General features: G+C 40.7%; 15 protein-coding genes. 9 read left to right on the forward strand and 6 right to left on the reverse strand.

What is annotated here, in order from left to right; all coding sequences use genetic code 11:
* Window positions 1-80: 80 nt before the first annotated feature.
* Together Q4550_RS17715 and bglX are read right to left on the reverse strand one after the other, a co-directional pair.
* The gene (locus Q4550_RS17715) at window positions 81-3386 is read right to left on the reverse strand and encodes a GH36-type glycosyl hydrolase domain-containing protein (RefSeq protein WP_303535154.1); all 3306 of its coding nucleotides are present in this window, start codon (window positions 3384-3386) and stop codon (window positions 81-83) included.
* Window positions 3387-3407: 21 nt separating this feature from the next.
* The gene (gene bglX / locus Q4550_RS17720) at window positions 3408-5570 is read right to left on the reverse strand and encodes a beta-glucosidase BglX (protein ID WP_303534974.1); all 2163 of its coding nucleotides are present in this window, start codon (window positions 5568-5570) and stop codon (window positions 3408-3410) included.
* A gap of 278 nt (window positions 5571-5848) precedes the next feature.
* Between bglX and Q4550_RS17725 the strand changes: the two genes are divergently transcribed.
* From Q4550_RS17725 to Q4550_RS17745, 5 genes are all read left to right on the forward strand, one after another.
* Entirely contained in the window at window positions 5849-7090 is a 1242-nt protein-coding gene (locus tag Q4550_RS17725; RefSeq protein ID WP_303534975.1) for a sugar ABC transporter substrate-binding protein, read from the forward strand.
* An 80-nt stretch (window positions 7091-7170) separates the two neighbouring features.
* Window positions 7171-8070, forward strand: coding sequence for a carbohydrate ABC transporter permease (locus Q4550_RS17730; RefSeq protein ID WP_303534976.1), 900 nt, complete (start codon window positions 7171-7173; stop codon window positions 8068-8070).
* Window positions 8071-8093: 23 nt separating this feature from the next.
* Complete coding sequence (locus Q4550_RS17735; protein WP_303534977.1) at window positions 8094-8924, forward strand: carbohydrate ABC transporter permease; 831 nt, start codon at window positions 8094-8096, stop codon at window positions 8922-8924.
* 110 nt (window positions 8925-9034) lie between these two features.
* Window positions 9035-10027 carry a LacI family DNA-binding transcriptional regulator gene (locus Q4550_RS17740; RefSeq protein ID WP_303534978.1) on the forward strand — a complete coding sequence of 331 codons (993 nt, stop codon included), beginning with the start codon at window positions 9035-9037 and terminating at the stop codon, window positions 10025-10027.
* A 331-nt stretch (window positions 10028-10358) separates the two neighbouring features.
* Window positions 10359-11258 carry a glycerophosphodiester phosphodiesterase gene (locus Q4550_RS17745; RefSeq protein ID WP_303534979.1) on the forward strand — a complete coding sequence of 300 codons (900 nt, stop codon included), beginning with the start codon at window positions 10359-10361 and terminating at the stop codon, window positions 11256-11258.
* Between the two features lie 50 nt (window positions 11259-11308).
* Here Q4550_RS17745 and Q4550_RS17750 read toward each other — a convergent pair whose 3' ends face one another.
* Complete coding sequence (locus Q4550_RS17750; protein ID WP_303534980.1) at window positions 11309-12274, reverse strand: ankyrin repeat domain-containing protein; 966 nt, start codon at window positions 12272-12274, stop codon at window positions 11309-11311.
* A 151-nt stretch (window positions 12275-12425) separates the two neighbouring features.
* Here Q4550_RS17750 and Q4550_RS17755 point away from each other — a divergent pair, with 151 nt between their 5' ends.
* Entirely contained in the window at window positions 12426-12902 is a 477-nt protein-coding gene (locus Q4550_RS17755; RefSeq protein WP_303534981.1) for a hypothetical protein, read from the forward strand.
* A 72-nt stretch (window positions 12903-12974) separates the two neighbouring features.
* Here Q4550_RS17755 and Q4550_RS17760 read toward each other — a convergent pair whose 3' ends face one another.
* A complete protein-coding gene (locus tag Q4550_RS17760; RefSeq protein ID WP_306558503.1) occupies window positions 12975-13616 on the reverse strand; it encodes an REP-associated tyrosine transposase in 642 nt (213 codons plus the stop codon).
* 204 nt (window positions 13617-13820) lie between these two features.
* Here Q4550_RS17760 and Q4550_RS17765 point away from each other — a divergent pair, with 204 nt between their 5' ends.
* Together Q4550_RS17765 and Q4550_RS17770 are read left to right on the forward strand one after the other, a co-directional pair.
* A complete protein-coding gene (locus Q4550_RS17765; RefSeq protein WP_303534982.1) occupies window positions 13821-14210 on the forward strand; it encodes a hypothetical protein in 390 nt (129 codons plus the stop codon).
* A gap of 35 nt (window positions 14211-14245) precedes the next feature.
* Window positions 14246-14773 (forward strand): polysaccharide deacetylase family protein, encoded by a 528-nt coding sequence (locus Q4550_RS17770; protein WP_303535156.1) that lies wholly within the window; start codon window positions 14246-14248, stop codon window positions 14771-14773.
* Window positions 14774-14861: 88 nt separating this feature from the next.
* Here Q4550_RS17770 and Q4550_RS17775 read toward each other — a convergent pair whose 3' ends face one another.
* A complete protein-coding gene (locus tag Q4550_RS17775; protein WP_303534983.1) occupies window positions 14862-15821 on the reverse strand; it encodes a 2-hydroxyacid dehydrogenase in 960 nt (319 codons plus the stop codon).
* Between the two features lie 167 nt (window positions 15822-15988).
* Between Q4550_RS17775 and Q4550_RS17780 the strand changes: the two genes are divergently transcribed.
* Window positions 15989-16420 carry an acyl-CoA thioesterase gene (locus tag Q4550_RS17780; RefSeq protein WP_303534985.1) on the forward strand — a complete coding sequence of 144 codons (432 nt, stop codon included), beginning with the start codon at window positions 15989-15991 and terminating at the stop codon, window positions 16418-16420.
* Between the two features lie 137 nt (window positions 16421-16557).
* Here Q4550_RS17780 and Q4550_RS17785 read toward each other — a convergent pair whose 3' ends face one another.
* A complete protein-coding gene (locus tag Q4550_RS17785) occupies window positions 16558-17796 on the reverse strand; it encodes a Zn-dependent hydrolase (protein ID WP_303534987.1) in 1239 nt (412 codons plus the stop codon).
* Window positions 17797-18112: the final 316 nt, after the last annotated feature.

The raw sequence follows: 18112 nt of genomic DNA on the forward strand, positions 1-18112 counted from the left end.
GGTAAAAATAAACCGGGATATCGAAACGTATCGATATCCCGGTTTCATTATTTTATTCCACAATTACCTCAAAGGTTACATCATAACCAAATTTCAATGGTGTTCATGCCGCTATTCAAATACTTTTCTGCAACTGCCTTTCGAACAACCATTCCGCCCTCACGATAACGATTAGAGCTAAGAGCTGTTTCAACTCGCTGACCGTTAATATGAACTTTTCTTTCTTCATTTGTTAGGTGATACTGAAAAGTAACGTCCATTCCCCAGAACTTGTAGTGCAATTGAAGGCCATCTAATCTAGTAGGAAGAATAGGGTCAAGCACCATGGTTCCATCCTCCTGGCGGATGCCAAGTGCATTTGTTACAAGCTGATTCATATAAATTCCTGGTCCACTTGAATAAATCCGCCAACCGCCTTTCACCGGAACTGATCCGCTTTTAAGATCATCAAACCGATTCTGCGCCTCGTAACGCGTATTGAACTTCCCATCTGAACTACTGAAGTAGGCATTACTTTGTCGTTTCTCTGCGTTTGATACCACATCCGTAATACCAACCGGATTAATAACTTGTAGCCCCTTCCAAACTTCTTCCCTTTGGCCGAGTTTCGCCATTGCCTCAATAAAACGAATATGTGCATGAACATATTGAAGTCCAATTTCTCTTCCAAAGTTCGCTGCTTGCTCCGCTCTTTTGAAATGAGTACTCACTCCACCTTTATAATTCGCAGGCTTATCCATTAATCGAACACCGTCTGGGCATGCGAGCTTTTCTTTAATAATTTGGTAATGATCTACCGCTTCTTCTGCAGATAAAAGCTCACTGATCATGCCTCGAATCATCGGTAATAAACGATAATGGATACCTGTCTTCTTATCCTCTGGATGAAGCATCTTTTCAGGACGCTTTTGATCTTCCATATATAAAAACCCTGGAAGAACTCCTGTATCGAGGAGAAATTTCTGATAGTCGCGTTCAATTCCAAGTGCAAGCTCCTGAAGCTCCTTTTTCCATTCAGGTTCTACTAGTGCATCCGCAAACTTACGCACAGCCTGGTAAGTCAGCGCAACCGTCCAACTACTCACCATGTATTTTTTTAATTGAGCGTTCGCAGGCTGAAGGGTATCATCCCAATCCCCATCACCATAAGAAGAAAGGAAGGTATCGTTGAGAAAATGTCGTTTCACATACTCAATCTGTTTTTTAATATGATCCTTTAATGAATGTTTCTTTTCGCTAAATGTAAAATCTTCTCGCAGCGTATATGACAACTCCATATCTAAAATCGTATGATCACCTGTTACAGCAAGGTAGTCAGCGACGACTTTTAGCGGCCAAATCACAACATCCCCATGACTTTCCTCCTGCTGAACAGCCCCATACTCATCAAACATAAACCACTGTGGCCAGTTACCTTCATCTTCATATTGATGAGCGTATACTGTTTGAATGATTTCTTTCACAGAGTCATAATTCTGCGTCGCCATGAAATATTCAGTTGGCCCCTGGCAAACATCTCGTGTTCCCCAAGCTGCCCCAATCGATTGCTCAAGACCTCTCGGAACAGAATAATGTACAAGCATATTGTGCGTGTACCACCAAGCAAGTGCGTTCATTCTGTCTAACTCGGCATTCTTTTCTTTATGACTGAGATGAAACTGATTCATAACCTTTCCTATATAGTCCCGGTAGCGTTTAATTTCAGCACTTGCATCTCGTTCAGAAGGAGCATACTCTCCATCACGTGTCCCCTGTATATGTAATGAGAACTGTTGTGTAGATTGAATTTGAAGCACAACAAGCGAAGCATCCCCTTCTTCAATAGGATGAACGAGTAGACGCTCATCTCCCACTTCCATATCAGTACCGGAGACGGACAACTGATAAGTGAGGTTAGGATTGACCTTTGTACTTTCGGAACTATGTGGTCGGAACGTTAAAACACGACCTTTCTGCTCCACATCATAGACTTCTTCATATTCATGGTTAGCCATTGAGATTTGATTCGTAACCAAATAGCGATATTCTTTACCACTTTTCGAACTCACATCTAACTGCACTTGCTTAGAATCAACGGTTGTAAAATTTGTGATGATAATAGTGTCGTTCTCAAATTTGTAATACCAGCGCGCGTAATTAAATCCCATTTCAAATAATGAAGGCATTGTTAAAAGTCGATAGGTTCCTTCGTATTCCACATACAATCTCTGGCCCGACGTTTTTAGAACATTAAGGGGATTACGCTGATTGCTCATCATCTTATGAAACGATGTATTTCCTAAAGAAATTTGGGAATTGAAGACACCATACATATAGGAAGTTGTCGAAATAACATTCCGATTCAATCGATCATTTTCCCCAGACATCAAAATATGCCCATGTGGCCGTTCGACTAGAAGTTCTTTTTGCTTTAATACGACGTGCTCATACGTATCGGTGAAAAAAGATAGTAGCGCCCCATTCTCACGCTCTTCTTGTTGACGATTAGGGAATAGCTCGTTGATATCTTCCTCTGTCATATCAAGAGATTGAATAGGCTGTCCGACATGATGCTGCACTCGTTCTTGTGCTTTTTCTAGGTGTGGGTCCAATTTAATCGAATCCCAAGAAGCGATAATGTTATCTCGACTAACAGGCTTTGAAGTCGAATGAGGATGATCATTTTGAAATAGTCCATAAAAAGTGAATTCTTTTTCTCCATTTAACTTCACGCGATCTGTTTGAAGAGCTGTATAGGCGAATTCATATTGATAGATTTCATTTGCTAGCGACTCTTCCTTCAACCTTTCTGGTTCATTTGTTTCCTTATAAGATAACCCGAAGAACTGAAAACCATCTGTAGAATAGCCTTTTGTATTCCCGAGAGAACCTTGTTGAAGGTAAGGAAACCTCCCCTGCTGTGGTTGATTTTGACGTGTACAAACGATGTAACCTTCCTCTTCAAAAACGGTATGATCCATATACTGAGACGTGTATGCTTCATTTGTTCGAACACCGCCTTTTTCAGCAAGTCCAAGATCCTGTCCGTATACAACGTCTACTTCAACATCATTTCCTTCAAGCGTGACGTTCCAGAACCAAATATTCTGCTCCGTAAGATGAAAAGCAACGGTATAGTGCACATCCGCAACTTTCCCTCTCCAAATTGCCTCAGACGTTCCAAATTGAAAAGTACTATTGGATTTAGTTCCGATTAAAGGGTATGCGCTAATCCCTTCATTCGTAAACACTCGTAAATATAAATTATTTAATGCACCATCAATAGCATTCGATAGCACTTGATTGATCATAATATTTCCTGTCGTTAATTCATAAAGATCTCCACTTTTTAGAAATACGGCTTCCATGTCTCCAGCTCGTAAACACGCTTTCCCACGATCGATCATAATCACTCGAGCCTCACTCCTTTACTTCACTAATTTAAATGGCAATTCTTGAACGTCATGACTGTTAGAACCAACGAAAGCAATATAGTTTCCTGGATCACTTTCAAAAGATAAATCACTATGATGATAACGAAGTTGCGCCTCTGTTATTGTAAAGACAACTTCCTTTGTCTCACCGGGTTGTAACGTAATTTTCTTAAAATCCTTCAGCTCTTTCATTGGTCGTACAACCTCTCCAGCGATATCTCTTACATATAGCTGAACGATTTCCTCACCTTCATATAGCCCAACATTTTCAACAGTCACGTGAACGACTAAATCATCTTCACTCATAATAGAATCGGATAGTGTCGCATTACGGTAAGTAAAGTCTGTATAGCTTAATCCAAAACCAAACGGAAATACCGGTTCATTCGGAATATCAAGATATTGCGACACATAGCGAACCTGCGCATCCGGCGCATCTTTCGGACGACCCGTGTTAAAGTGATTGTAGTAAACAGGTACCTGTCCAACTGAATGGGGAAACGACATCGCTAACCGTCCAGATGGATTCGCATCCCCGTAGAGAAGATCAGCAACTGCTGCCCCTCCTTCCGTTCCTGGATACCACGCCTCAAGTAACGCATCAGCTTCCTCAACCACGCCGTGAAGATCAAGCGGCCGTCCATTAAAGAGCACAGCAACAATAGGTTTATTCACCTTCTTCATTTCTGCAATGAGCTCAAGCTGAACATTTGGAAGACGAATGTCGCTTCGACAACCTGCTTCACCACTCATATCTGAATGCTCTCCAAGAGCGAGAACAATCACATCTGCATCCTTCGCAACCTCAATCGCTTCTTTTAACGCTTCTTTTGAGCCATTTTCGATATCGCAGCCTTTAGCAACATGCAAAAGAGAAGAGTCTATTTTTGATAATAATCCTTCCTTTAAAAGAACGGCTTCATCTCCTGATCCTAACCAAGACCACGGGCCAAGAATGTCATTACTCTCTCCAAATGGTCCGATAAGCGCTATTTTCTGCTCTTTCTTTAGAGGAAGCACAGAATCATTTTTTAACAGCACGCTTGATTTCTGAGCAAGCTTTCTTGCCACATGCCGATGTTCTTCGCATAAAACAACTTCTCTTTCCCGTTCAACATCAACCCCTCTGAATGGATTTTCAAACAATCCGAGCTTCTCCTTCAGACCTAGAATTCGAAGTACAGCTTCATCAATGATCTCTTCATCTATAGCACCTTCTTCGACAAGCTGTGGTAGGTGGTGAACATAAGTTGAGGTCATCATCTCAATATCCACTCCTGCAGCAATCGATTTTAATGCAGCTTCACGCTCATCTTCCGCAACACCATGAGGAATGAGCTCCTTCACGGCCCCCCAGTCAGAGATCACGACACCATCAAAACCCCATTCTTTACGTAATAAATCGCGCATTAACCGCTTATTCCCACTTGCCGGGATGCCATCGACCGTATTAAATGCCGTCATCACCATTTCACAACCCTCATCAAGGGCAGCTTTGTACGCAGGTAAATAATTTTCGCGAAGCTCTCGTTCTGATAAATCAACATAGTTATAATCACGACCGCCTTCAACGGCACCATATGCAGCGAAATGCTTCACACAAGCGGCAACTCGTTCAGCATCGTTTCTCAAATCTTCTCCCTGAAAACCTCTCACAAAAGCCCGTGCATATTCACTATTTAAATGCGGATCTTCTCCAGTCGACTCCATTACTCGTCCCCACCTTGGGTCTCGAACAAGATCAACCATCGGAGCAAAGGTTACGTGAATGCCCGAAACGCCCGCTTCCCGCGCTGCCACTTTTGCGCTTTCTTCTGCAAGGTTCAGATCCCATGAGCATCCAATGGCAAGTGGAACCGGGAAAATCGTTTTATAGCCATGAACGATATCAGACATAAAAAGAAGAGGAATCCCTAATCTACTTTCTTCAAGATAAGTCTTCTGGATATTGCGGATATTTTCCGCTCCGGATGCTCCGAGAACAGAACCACTATGACGAACCTGCTCTTCATTAAGGTTTAGCTGTTCTAATGGACCCGTTATCTCCCCAGCTTCTTTCGCCCCTTTAAAGAAAGGCGTTGCGAGCTGCATCAACTGAGCTGTTTTTTCATGTATCGTCATTTGACTAAGTAAGTTCTTCAATTCATTAGGTTTCATTTCTTTCCTCCTCACCTTTTATCGAAACGTTTCAATTTTATCTTAGTTGAATTATAAGCATGTCTAAAATAATTAGTCAAAGAGTTAATTTATTAAAATTCTTCATAAAACCATATTAGAAAAGCTTCTAACCACCATTTTCAAATAATTTTAACAAAAGTGTTGAAAGCGGATACACATTTGATTATAATCGAAATATCGAAACGTTTCAATAAGGTTTGTTCGTCAGTCGCAAGTTAGTAGGCATGGAAAATAGAGTGAAAAAGGAGATGGATTGCATGAAGAAGAAAACCGCAGCACTATTGGCTACGTTCTTACTTACAATTTCAATGGTTCTTGGAGCTTGTTCAAACGATGACAGTAGTTCAAGTGATGGCAAAAAGGAAATTACAGTATGGGCAATGGGTGAAGAAGGAAAAAAACTTAGTGAGCTCAGTGATAAATTCGAGGAAGAAAATCCTGACATAAAAGTAAAGGTTCAGGCCATCCCCTGGGAAAACGCCCATGATAAGCTGCTAACGGCTGTCGCTTCCCAAAAAGGACCAGACATTGTTCAATTAGGAACAACCTGGGTACCTGAATTCGCAGATGCCGGTGCTTTACTTGATCTTTCTCCTTATCTTGAAGACTACCCTGAATTTAAGCCAGAGAATTATTTCGAGGGTGCTGCTGATTCCATGACATTCGATGATCAAGTCATTGGCGTTCCTTGGTACGTTGAAACACGCGTCCTCTATTATCGTACAGATTTATTGAAGGAAGCTGGTTTTGAAGAACCTCCTGCAACGTGGGATGAACTGAAAGACGCAGCAACAAAGCTTTCCGATCGTGGAGACGATTACTATGGACTTGATATTGATATGAACGATCAAATCACCCCATTTATTTTTGCATGGCAAAATGGATACGAGATGGACGTTGAGAACAAAGATCTAAACTTCGACAGTACAGAATTCCGCGAAGCAATGAAGTACTATAACAGCTACTTTAAAGAAGGACTCAGTCAAACAGCTGAAGGCGTTGATATTGTCCAGGCTTTCAAAGACGACAAGAAACCAATGTTTTTCAGCGGTCCATGGATGATTAACATTCTGAACGACCAGGCTCCAGATCTTGAAGGCAAGTGGGATGTAGCCGTTATGCCTGAGAAGGAAACAAAGACATCGAGTATCGGAGGATCGAACTTCTCTATCTTCCATAACTCTGAAAATGTGGACGAAGCGCTAAAATATCTTTCCTATATGAACGATGTGGATACACAATTGGAATGGCTTGATGTATCGAACACTCTTCCATCTCGAGTGGAAGCTTGGGAAGACCCTGCTTTAAGCGATAATGAAATGTACGCCACGCTAGGTGAGCAGCTTGAGAATACAGAAGGAGCTCCACAAATGAAGGAATTTGAAGCAATGGCTCAGGAACTACTAGCCTCAATTGAACGAATTAATGTTGGCGGCGCAGATGTAGATAAAGAGCTTGATGAATTTAGCAAAAAAGCAAATGAAATGCTAGAAGACTAATCAATGACGGAGTTACAGGCGAATATCGTCTGAACTCCGTTTTATCGAAAGAAAAGCGCTCTTCAGATAGGTGGGATAACATGCGCAGTATACTAAGAAATGCCTTTCAAGCAAGACATGGACTAATGTTCATCGCCCCTGCAGTTCTCATATTAATTGTCTTCAGTATTGTTCCGATTCTCATCGCATTTTTTATCAGCTTCACGGATCTGAACCTTAAAGGGCTTGCTGACTGGTCAAATATTAGCTTTATTGGATTCGAAAACTATATAGATCTTTTCTCAGACGATCTGTTTCATAAATCTGTTTTTAACACGATTTTCTATGTGTTAATTGGGGTACCACTCGTCATTTTCTTCTCTCTCGGTATCGCCCTTCTATTAAACTACGGAACATCAAAACTGTTTACGTTCTTTCGGGCAGTCTATTACATGCCATCCATTACTAATATTATTGCGATCGCAGTCGTATGGGGCTACCTCTACAATACCGAGTACGGGCTCTTTAACTATATCCTTTCATTGCTCTCTGTCGATTCGATTCCATGGTTAACAGAACCTACGATTGCAAAACTATCACTTATTATTCTTGCCGTCTGGAAAGGAATCGGGATTAACATGATCATCTTTCTTGCCGCTCTTCAAGGCATACCAAAATCTTATTATGAAGCGGCACAAATTGACGGCGCCAATCGGATTCAGGTGTTATTCAATGTCACCATTCCTTTACTGCGATACGCCACATTCTTTGTGACCGTAACAACATTGATTGGTTGGATGCAATTTTTCGAAGAGCCGTTCGTCATGACCGATGGTGGCCCGCTAGATGGAACCATATCAATGGCGCTCTTTATTTACAAAAACGGCTTCCAGTTCAGCGAATTTGGCTATGCAGCCGCTGGCTCATTTGTCCTTTTTATTTTCATTATCATTGTCACGCTTGTTCAATTTAAGGTACGAAAATCGGATACAGAATATTAATAGACAGGATCGGAGTGAAAAGAATGGAATCAAGATCCTTTTTACAAAAAATCGAAAAGCCTTTTGTGACGCTACTCCTCATCGTAGGAGGCGTGGTTGTCTCCATCCCTTTTCTTTGGATGCTTTCAAGCTCGTTCAAGCAAGAAAGTGACGTCTTAAACATACCGCCACAGCTTATTCCAAGTAATCCAACGTTAGACAACTATATAAACCTTTTTCAAAGCTTAAACTTTGGGCTTTATTTGAAAAATACGCTGATTATCGTACTCTTCTCTTTCCTTGGTCTTCTATTAAACGCAATGGCCGGATATGGATTTGCGAAATTTAATTTTAAAGGAAAAGAAAAGATCTTTTATATCGTTCTTGCTACAATGATGATCCCAGCCCAAGTGACGATGATCCCTGTTTACCTTCTATTAAATGAAATGGGGCTAACGAACACAATGACCGGAATCATTCTCCCCGGCCTCGCCGTCGCCTTTAGTATTTTTCTCTTCAGGCAATTCATGACGACGATTCCAACGGATTTAATTGAAGCGGCCCGCCTTGATGGCGCTGGTGAGTTCTATATTTTCTTTAAACTTATTATTCCTATCGCAAAACCAATCTTTGCTGTGCAGGGAATCTTAACATTCATCGGCGCTTGGAACAGCTTCTTATGGCCGTTGATTATCGCAAATGATGAAAGACTATATACACTTTCTGTTGGGCTGTCACTACTGAAAGGACAATATGCAAATAACTACGCCCTCCAAATGGCAGGAGCTGCTATTATGGTCGTTCCGATCGTCATCATCTTCTCTTTCTTTCAGAAATACATTGTGGAAGGATTTACAATGTCAGGTCTTAAATAAAAGTGAGCTAGAAGAAGAAGGGCAAATGATTCACCTGACAATTGCTAACAATTAGTTGTACACTTAAAGTAAACATATTATAAAGTTGTCTAGATAGAGGATGTGAAAAGATGGCAACGATAAAGGACGTAGCAAAACGCGCAGGTGTAGCCGTCTCAACGGCCTCCTACGCCTTAAATAACATAAAAAAAGTTAGTCCTGCAACGGTGAAGAAAGTACAAGACGCCGCCAGAGAACTAAACTATCAAAAAAACGGCTTTGCATCTGACCTAAAGCGAACAAAAACAAATACGATTGCATTGATTCTAAAGGATCTTTCAGGACCTTATTACTCTGAGCTGATTAAGGGCGTTCAAGAAGTAACTATGACAAATGGTTTTGACTTGATCGCCTGTAGCTCAATAGGTGGCGCTCAATCCACTGCGGTAAAATTTCTAACGGAAAAGCGCGTTGATGGGGCAATTATTTTAGCTCACAACATAACTGATGAAATCATCAGTGAAGCAGCTCGTGAAGGCTTTCCTCTGGTCGTACTTGACCGAACATTAAACAATGATCATGTTATTCAAGTAGAGGTCGATAACATTCAAGGTGGTTATCTCGCAACGGAACAGTTAATTCAGAATGGTCACAAGGATATCGCTTATATTAGCGGCCCATATAATTCTCATGACAATCAAATGCGCTTCAAAGGATACGAACAAGCATTAAAGGAACACGAGCTTCGTTTTCAAACGAGATGGAAAATCTCAGGTGACTTCACTAGAGAAGGTGGCTATCGTGCAACAAAAATGCTAATTGCTCAAGGCAATCTGCCCACAGCTGTTTTCTACGGAAATGATGAAATGGCGATCGGAGGCATTCAGGCATTTAACGAAAAGAAAATCTCTGTCCCAGATGATATTTCCATCATTGGCTTTGATGACATCCAGCTATCGGAATATGTCTCTCCACCGCTAACAACAATTAAACAACCCAAATATGAGGCCGGCGCTCTTGCCGTTCACCTTATCTTCCAGCAGCTTTCACTCGAAAAAGTCGATCGCTATTATAAACTTCCTACAGAACTAGTTGAAAGAAAGTCTGTTGCTAGGAAGGATTAAAATCAAACCACCGCGGGCGTGCCTGCGGTGGTTTTTATGGTGCCTGTCACCCGCGGTTTATGTCGAAATTATTAATATTCTCATGCTAAAAGTCCTGATACCACGAATCCTGTTTCACCCTCACTTTTGTACCACGTTACGTGTTTGCTAGCCTCTTTCAAGAGACCTTCCCCTCATTTTCCCCTCCCCATTCCTCCTCACCTCCACTTCAACGCTTCTAACAAAACAATTGAATTCGCCCTTTTCTATTTAAAAATCCGCCGTATGTAAATCACCATTTACATTCATTGAATATACTATCAGTTGAATCGATTTTGAAAGGATGATAGTGATGAAGATGAAGCGGATAATTAAAATTGCAGCATTATCAGTGAGCATTTTCTTATTTGCAAGTATGCTCCCGACTGGAACTGTTTCAGCAGTTGAAAAGGACAAGTCTCCAGGTATGAACTCTAACGAACTATTAAACGTAGCTCACAGAGGTGCTTCTGGACATGCTCCTGAACACACGCTTGTATCCTATAAACTTGGGGATGAAATGAAAGGCGACTACATTGAAATCGACCTCCAGATGACGAAGGACGGGAAACTCATTGCCATGCATGATGAATTAGTTGATCGGACCACAAACGGGACAGGCCTTGTAAAAGACTATACACTTGAGCAGCTAAAAGAGTTAGATGCAGGTAGCTGGTTTAATGAAAAATATCCTGAGAAAGCCAATCCTGCTTACAAAGGGCTTCAAGTGCCTACTCTTGAACAAGTACTCCAAACATTCGGGAAGGATGCTCGCTATTATATTGAGACGAAATCTCCCGAGGTATATCCTGGTATGGAAGAAGAGCTCCTTCGCATTCTTAACAAGTACAATTTAACAGGTGTTAATGAACGATCTAGTAAAGTACTTATTCAATCTTTTAGTCAGGAAAGTCTATTGAAAATGCATAAACTCGATCCTAACTTACCGCTTATTCAGCTCATCTCATATAAAGAGCCAGCAACAATTTCTGAGGGAGAACTTCAAGAACTAACTGAGTATGCAGTCGGCGTCGGAATGTCTGCTTCAAAAATTGACGAAACGTACGTACAAAAAGTAAGAAGCGCTGGTTTACTCATTCATCCTTATACAGTGAATGAGAAAGAACAAATGACGCGCTTATTAGACTGGGGCGTAACGGGGATGTTTACGAACTACCCCGATCTTTTGAGTGATGTACTTCATGGTAAATAAGCACAAAAAAGGTCCTCGTTGGTAACTACCAACGAAGACCTTTTTGACGTTTACCAACCATATTGCTGAAGGAGTTCTGCAATCGCAGTATGATCGCTCTCTTCCGCTAACGCAAATGCCTCTTCACTTTCCTCAATAGAAGAAGGAAGGGCTCCCGCTACGAGGAAAGCTTCAACAAGTGAAGGATTGTCTTGTTTGATTGCTTCAAATAGCAATGGATCTCCTTCATAACGAGCATTCGCATCCCCACCTCTACCTAATAGTAAAGAAACAAGTTCAGTAGACTTTTCTTTGGTAACTGCCGTAACTAGCGCACTTCCATCGTTTTTTTCTACCGTAAAGTTTGGATTTGCTCCAGAATCAAGGAGTAATGCAATTGTTTCTTCATTTCCTTGAACGATGGAATAAGTTAATAAAGTATCATGCTCGCCTTCCACTTCTATTTCTAGGTTCGGATTATAACCATTGTGTAATAAAATTTTGATGAGCTCGGTATTTTCTTCCTTTACAGCTTTGACTAACATTTCCTCATTTCCGATTTCAAAATGAGCACCCATTTTTAATAGCAAGTCAACAATTTCGTTATTTCCTTGTTCGACCGCTACTTCTAGAAGGTTCTCATTTTTCTCATGATTTACTTCAGCATCCCCATCGTGATCCGATTCTTCATGATCATGTACCTCTACCCCGCTCAGAAGTAGGAACTCAACAAGCTTGCTATCTCCTTCCATGACCGCATAAGTGATTGGTGATACGCCATCATTGTTTACTGTATCCGGTGAAACGCCCTCATGAAAAAGATCCTCCATCTCCTTTAATGTCGTTTCATCTGAACGATTCTGATAAAGGAGTTCCCACAATTGGTCTTCTTCCGTAAGAATGTCGGTGTCTGTTCCTTGGTTTTCTGCACTAGCTTCTTTATGTGATTCAGACGTCGTTTTATCTCGATTTAATTCAGAACATGCCGCTACCACGATCAACATAGGCATGATCATCCAAAGTAACTTTCGCTTCATTGTTTCCCTCCAACTTTATAAGTCAATTCCTAAACCATTATATCGTGAAACTCTCTGAGGAAAGATTAAAATTTAGTGAAATATGTCTTCGAATGGGACAACTTCCGCCTGTCATACACTTTAATAGTCAAGCTTCAGGGAGGACGAGACGTTGTCATATTTTAAAACGAGGAGGAAGCGCGGAGGTTCAGGAAAGGTTATTTTTAGCTTAATCGTCTTACTGCTTCTCGGTGGCAGCATTGCTATTTGGATCTGGCAACAGCCTAAATCACAAGCTGTAGCAACTGTTAAGGAATTTTATTTATATGAACAAAGTGGTGATTTCAAAAAAGCCTGGAACCTTTTTCATCCAGAAATGCAGAATCGGTTTTCAGATGAACAGTACAGTCAATTACGCTCTCAGCTAATTACACAAGATATTGGCGCTACCTCGTTTACGTTCGATATTGGCAAAGTAAAAACAAAGAAAAATTGGCGTTCTGGAGTAAATGGAGTGATCATGAAAAAAGTTTACACAATGAAAGTCACGCTTCAGTTTCACGATCAGTTTGGAAATTTTGATCTCGTTCAGGAAGTGTTTGTAATAAAAGAAGAGGGAGAATACAAGGTCTTGTGGGATTACAAGTAGAAATAGAAGATTAAACAAACGTTTAATTAAGGGGAGGTGCCGGATAAAGTCGGCATCTTTTTTATTTTGAAATTAACTTAAACCTTCCTTCTGTGACAAAAGGGATTGCACAATAACATCTCTTCGTGCCATCACGAACTTACAGTACTGCTTTTTCTTTTGATGGATAGTCCCATGATAGCCTTCAATTAACGGAAGTAAATAAATGTACGGTTTATTAGGTTTATTACGCAAACGGTAGTAGTGATAGCTCGACCAGGGATAATCTTCTGGGTCTGAGACAAGGTTTGCTTTTACGGGATTCAAATGAATATAACGGCTAACTTCAAGCATGTTTGATGAGCTATTTAACGGTTCATCAAAATAGCGTTTTTCAAAAACGTGGCCGGTTAACTCATACCTTCCATTGAAATAAGTCGCGTATCGTTTGTTAATGAGTGACATGATCTTTGAAATGGAATGTTCTTTGGAGCGAAGTTGAAGATGATAGTGGTTGTTCATTAAACAATAAGAAGCTAACTCAAACGGGTGTGTTTCGAAGACTTGATCGAGGATAGACAAAAACGTTCGATAATCTCTGTTATCGTAGAACAAAAGTTCTTTACGATTTCCTCGACTCACGATGTGATAGAAATGATTCGGTAGCCAAACTCGTGGTTTTCTCACCATACCATTAGTGTTGTTGCATGTGGATTTAATAGATTCCTGTAACAAAGTAGCTTCTTCATTTTTCTTCCTCCCTTGTCAGTAACCTTCTCTTTCTCCAAGAATAATCTTCCCCCTCTTACTCGTCAATCAAATTTTATCGACAGGATTCGGGTAGTGACAGGCACTCGCAAGGTTTTTGAAATATTTTTGTGATTTTAATACCAAATTAAACCAAAATAATGGTAGTATTGGGCAAAAAGAGGGATATAAATGAAAAAAATTTACTTATTTAGCTTTGTATTACTAGCTATAATCGGGAGTTTAGTAGGGTTTGGATGGGGCGACATGGGCACTATTGATCTAGATCAAGTTACATTATCTACTAATGAAAGCAGTTCTACAGCTGAAGCTTCTCATGAAGAAGATCATGAAGAAGAAAAAATTAATGAGCAAGAACTTAGAATTCAAAAACTAGAAGAAGCTGCTGAAAGAGGAGCTGCTCCTCATATACCTGTGTTAACCTATCATAATATAATCTCAAAAGAAAATTTGAAAGAGAGACACTATGGCAATGATGGTAATCTATCAAGCACCATTGTTTTACTTGAAGACTTTAAGCAACAAATGAATGTTTTGCATGAAAATAGTTTTTTACGTTAACGCTTGAGGAATTCGAAAAATATATAACTAGCGAAATACCTGTCCCTGAAAAAAGTGTTTTACTTACGTTTGACGATGGTCATAAGAATAATTACATAGAAGCTTATCCGGTATTGAAGAAATATGATTTTCACGCTGTTGAATTTTTGATTACGAATCGAAATAAAGACAAAACCGTTCCATATAATACTGATACAAATCAATATCTCAGTCATCAAGAAATTGAAGCAGCAAGCGACGTCTTCGAATATGCAAGCCACACCAACAGTTTTCACAATTTGGATAACGGCACACCTTATCTAATCTCAAAATCTCTTCCTGAAATTCAAGAAGATGTAGAAACAAGCATTGAATTAATTGGTGATACAAACGCACTTGCTTATCCTTATGGGGCTTACGATGAACAGACGATGGAAGCAATGGATGTTGCTGGAATCGACTTTGCTTTTACTGTACAAGCTGGCTACGTTCAGCCCGGAGATGACATGCTACAGATTCACCGAAATTCCGTGAGACCTTATAATACAATTGAAGACTTTAAGAATGTGATGGAAATCAACTAACTTTATGCCATATAAAAGAACAGGCCATTGTGCCTGTTCTTTTATATGGCATTCGACACCAATCGGGTGGTGACAGGCACCATTGCCTCTACACCTTATTTGGCGCCTCTTCTCCTTCAAGTACTTTCAATAAGTTCATAGCAGCGACTTCTGCCATTCTCAACCTCGTTTTTACACTTGCACTCCCTATATGAGGAAGGGTAACGACGTTTGAAAGACGAAGCAAGGGATGATCAAGCGGTACTGGCTCTTCTTTAAAAACATCTAAACCCGCAGCCCATATAACACCATTCGTTAGAGCTTCATAAAGAGCATCTTCATTTACAATTCCTCCTCTTGCTGTGTTGATTAAAACAGCGCTCCTCTTCATCGTTTCAAGCTGCTCTACCCCAATTAAATTCTCAGTTTCAGGCGTTAATGGTGTCAAAACACATACAAAATCAGACTCCTTTAAAAGCTCTTCAAACTCTTTAAACTGAAGATCTAATCTACTTTCTGCTTCCTGATTCCGACGACGGTTGTGATAAACCACATTCATATCAAATCCTCTAGCTCTTTTCGCCACAGCTTCCCCAATTCTCCCCATGCCTATAATCCCTAATGTCGCCCCATGGATATCCTGCCCTGTTAGCTGCATAGGTGACCAGGCTTCCCAGTTTCCTTCACGCAAATAATTGGATGCTTCAGGAATTCGGCGTGCGGTAGCCATTAGTAAAGCAAAGGTTAAGTCGGCTGTTGTTTCCGTCAGAACCCCCGGAGTATTCGTCACAACAATCCCGCATTCTTTAGCTGCTTCTATATTAATGTTGTTATAACCTACAGCCATATTGGCTACTACTTTCAGGTTGTTAGCTTTTTTTAGAAGTGAGTGATCTACTTGTTCAGTTAACATACAAAAAAGCCCGTCCACCCGCTTAATTTCTTCTTCTAAGACAGCATGCGGCACTGGTTCTTTTTCCTGGTCCCACATCCTTACTTCACATGTTTCACGGATAGGCTTCACGATTTCATCTGGCAACTTCCGCGTAATATATACTTTGGGTTTCATTTACATTCCACTCCTTAACTCAAATTGTCTTTATCCTACATGTTTCACGAATAAAATTGAAATTCCTCTTCCACATAGAGACATTACCCGGGAAATTCCGAATCGATACGCAAAATAATGACGGAATATTGTGATAAAATAAAGAAAATCGAAAGTTGAGGTAAACCATGTTACATAACTATCACTTTTCCTTTCCTATCCGCGTTCGTTACTCCGAAATCGACGGTCAAAAAATTGTATTCAATGCCCACTATTCTACTTATATTGACATTGCTACCACTGAGTATTTCCGACACGTCTTAGGTGATCGATTACAGAAACTTGCTGAAGATCGGTTGTTTGATCCGGTATTAAGGAAAATAACGATTGAATTCATCAAACCAGCAAAATTGGATGATCTCCTTGATGTGTACTGCCGAATTACTAAAATAGGTCAGAGTAGTTTTCAACTTGAGCACACTATAACAAGAAATGAGGAAACTCTTGTAAAAGCAGAGGTCATACAGGTGAATTTTGACTCAACGACCGGCCATGCAAAAGCGATCCCTCAAGAAATTAAACAAGCGATTACTATTTTTGATAAGATAAGTGATCATTAACCTTCTCATCATTTTGTGGATTTACAGAAAAAGTCGGCATGCCAATGAAAGCATACCGACTTTTCTATTTACTACGGTGACCAAAAAAGTTGAAAATGTGAAACTCCTTCATGAAGCAACTTCATTATCTGCGAATTTTACTCCTTCTGCGCAATCCGCACTGCTGTTTGATAAAGCAATTGCACTCCTTTCTCAATATCATCCATTTCCGCAAACTCAAGCGGGTTATGGCTAATCCCCTTTTCACATCGAACAAAAATCATCCCATAATCACTGATATACGACATAAACAGAGCATCATGGAATGGTCCGCTCATTAAAACAGGGGATTCGAAACCGAGCGCTTTATCCTCTTCACTCATGATTTCTTTAATCCAGTCAGCACAATAGCGCGGCTCACTTCTTGTATCTTCGGTGATCGTATAGGTTAGTTTGTAAGTCTTGGCGGATTCTTCAATGATCGTGTAAAGTTTTTTCTCAAGCATCGTACGGTGCTCCAGGTCGATGTCACGCAAATCCATTGTAAATTCAACTTTTTCAGGAATGATGTTACGCGAGTTCGGAAATACCTGCACACTTCCCACAGTCCCAACCGTTGTTTCTTTCCCCTCTTCTTTTATTAACTGATCAAATTTCGTAATGATCTCACTGGCTCCAACCATCGCATCTTTTCGTAACGGCATCGGAACAGAACCTGCATGGCCAGCGAATCCTTCAAGTGTAACGGTTAACCAGATAGGACCTGAAATTCCCGAAACAATTCCTACAGGTTTGTCTTTAGATTCCAGAACCGGTCCCTGTTCAATATGAAGCTCGAGAAACGCTTCAATATCACCTTCCTTGTACACCGGGCTTTGCGAAAGATCAGGATCGACACCGAATTCTTTCAGTGCTTCTTTTCGCGTCATCCCTTTCTTATCTTTTCGCTCAAGTTCACCATCTTCTAAAAGGCCAGCAAGAGCCCGAACTCCGAAAACACCTTTATTAAAACGTGAACCCTCTTCATCAGAGAAACAAACCACTTCGATCGTTCGCTTTGGTAATACGCCGTTGTCCTTCATCGTATGTACAACTTCAATCGCTCCAAGAGCTCCAGCCGTGCCGTCAAAGCGACCGCCATAAGGTTGAGAATCGATGTGAGAGCCAAGCATGAGGATTGCCTTATCTTTTTCTGAGCCTTCTATTCTGCCAATTAAATTCCCAAAACCATCAATTCGAGCAGTTAGTCCAGCCTCTTCCATCCATCCCTTTACAACTTCCACAGCTTCCCGATCTTCTTTCGAGTGAGCAAGACGACAGACTCCTGTTTCCCCAATCTTTCCAATCTTAGCGAGTTCTTCAAGATGACTCTGTAAACGACTTCGGTTAATCCCCATTCACACTCATCCTTTTCGGCTTTTTATTCACTATAGCAAAGCGAATGCCATCGCACATTATACAAAACGTAAGGTATTAGCTGGTTATTATATATACTTCGTCTATTCAGTCAAGATATTGCCCCAAATGACATGGTATGCATTCGACATATTACACCATAAAACGGGTGGTGACAGGCACTATCACCCTCTTGCCACAGCACCCTTCATTGCATATAATAGAGCTAGATAACATAAAGTATAAAAAAAGAACGCCGGTGCTTTCGCACCAGCGTCCATACAGCTGCTCCGCATGACGAGCGGCGGCTCAAAAGGC

Origin of the sequence: Anaerobacillus sp. 1_MG-2023 (genome assembly GCF_030547345.1) — a bacterium.
Classification (GTDB): Bacteria; Bacillota; Bacilli; order Bacillales; family Guptibacillaceae; genus Guptibacillus; species Guptibacillus hwajinpoensis_B.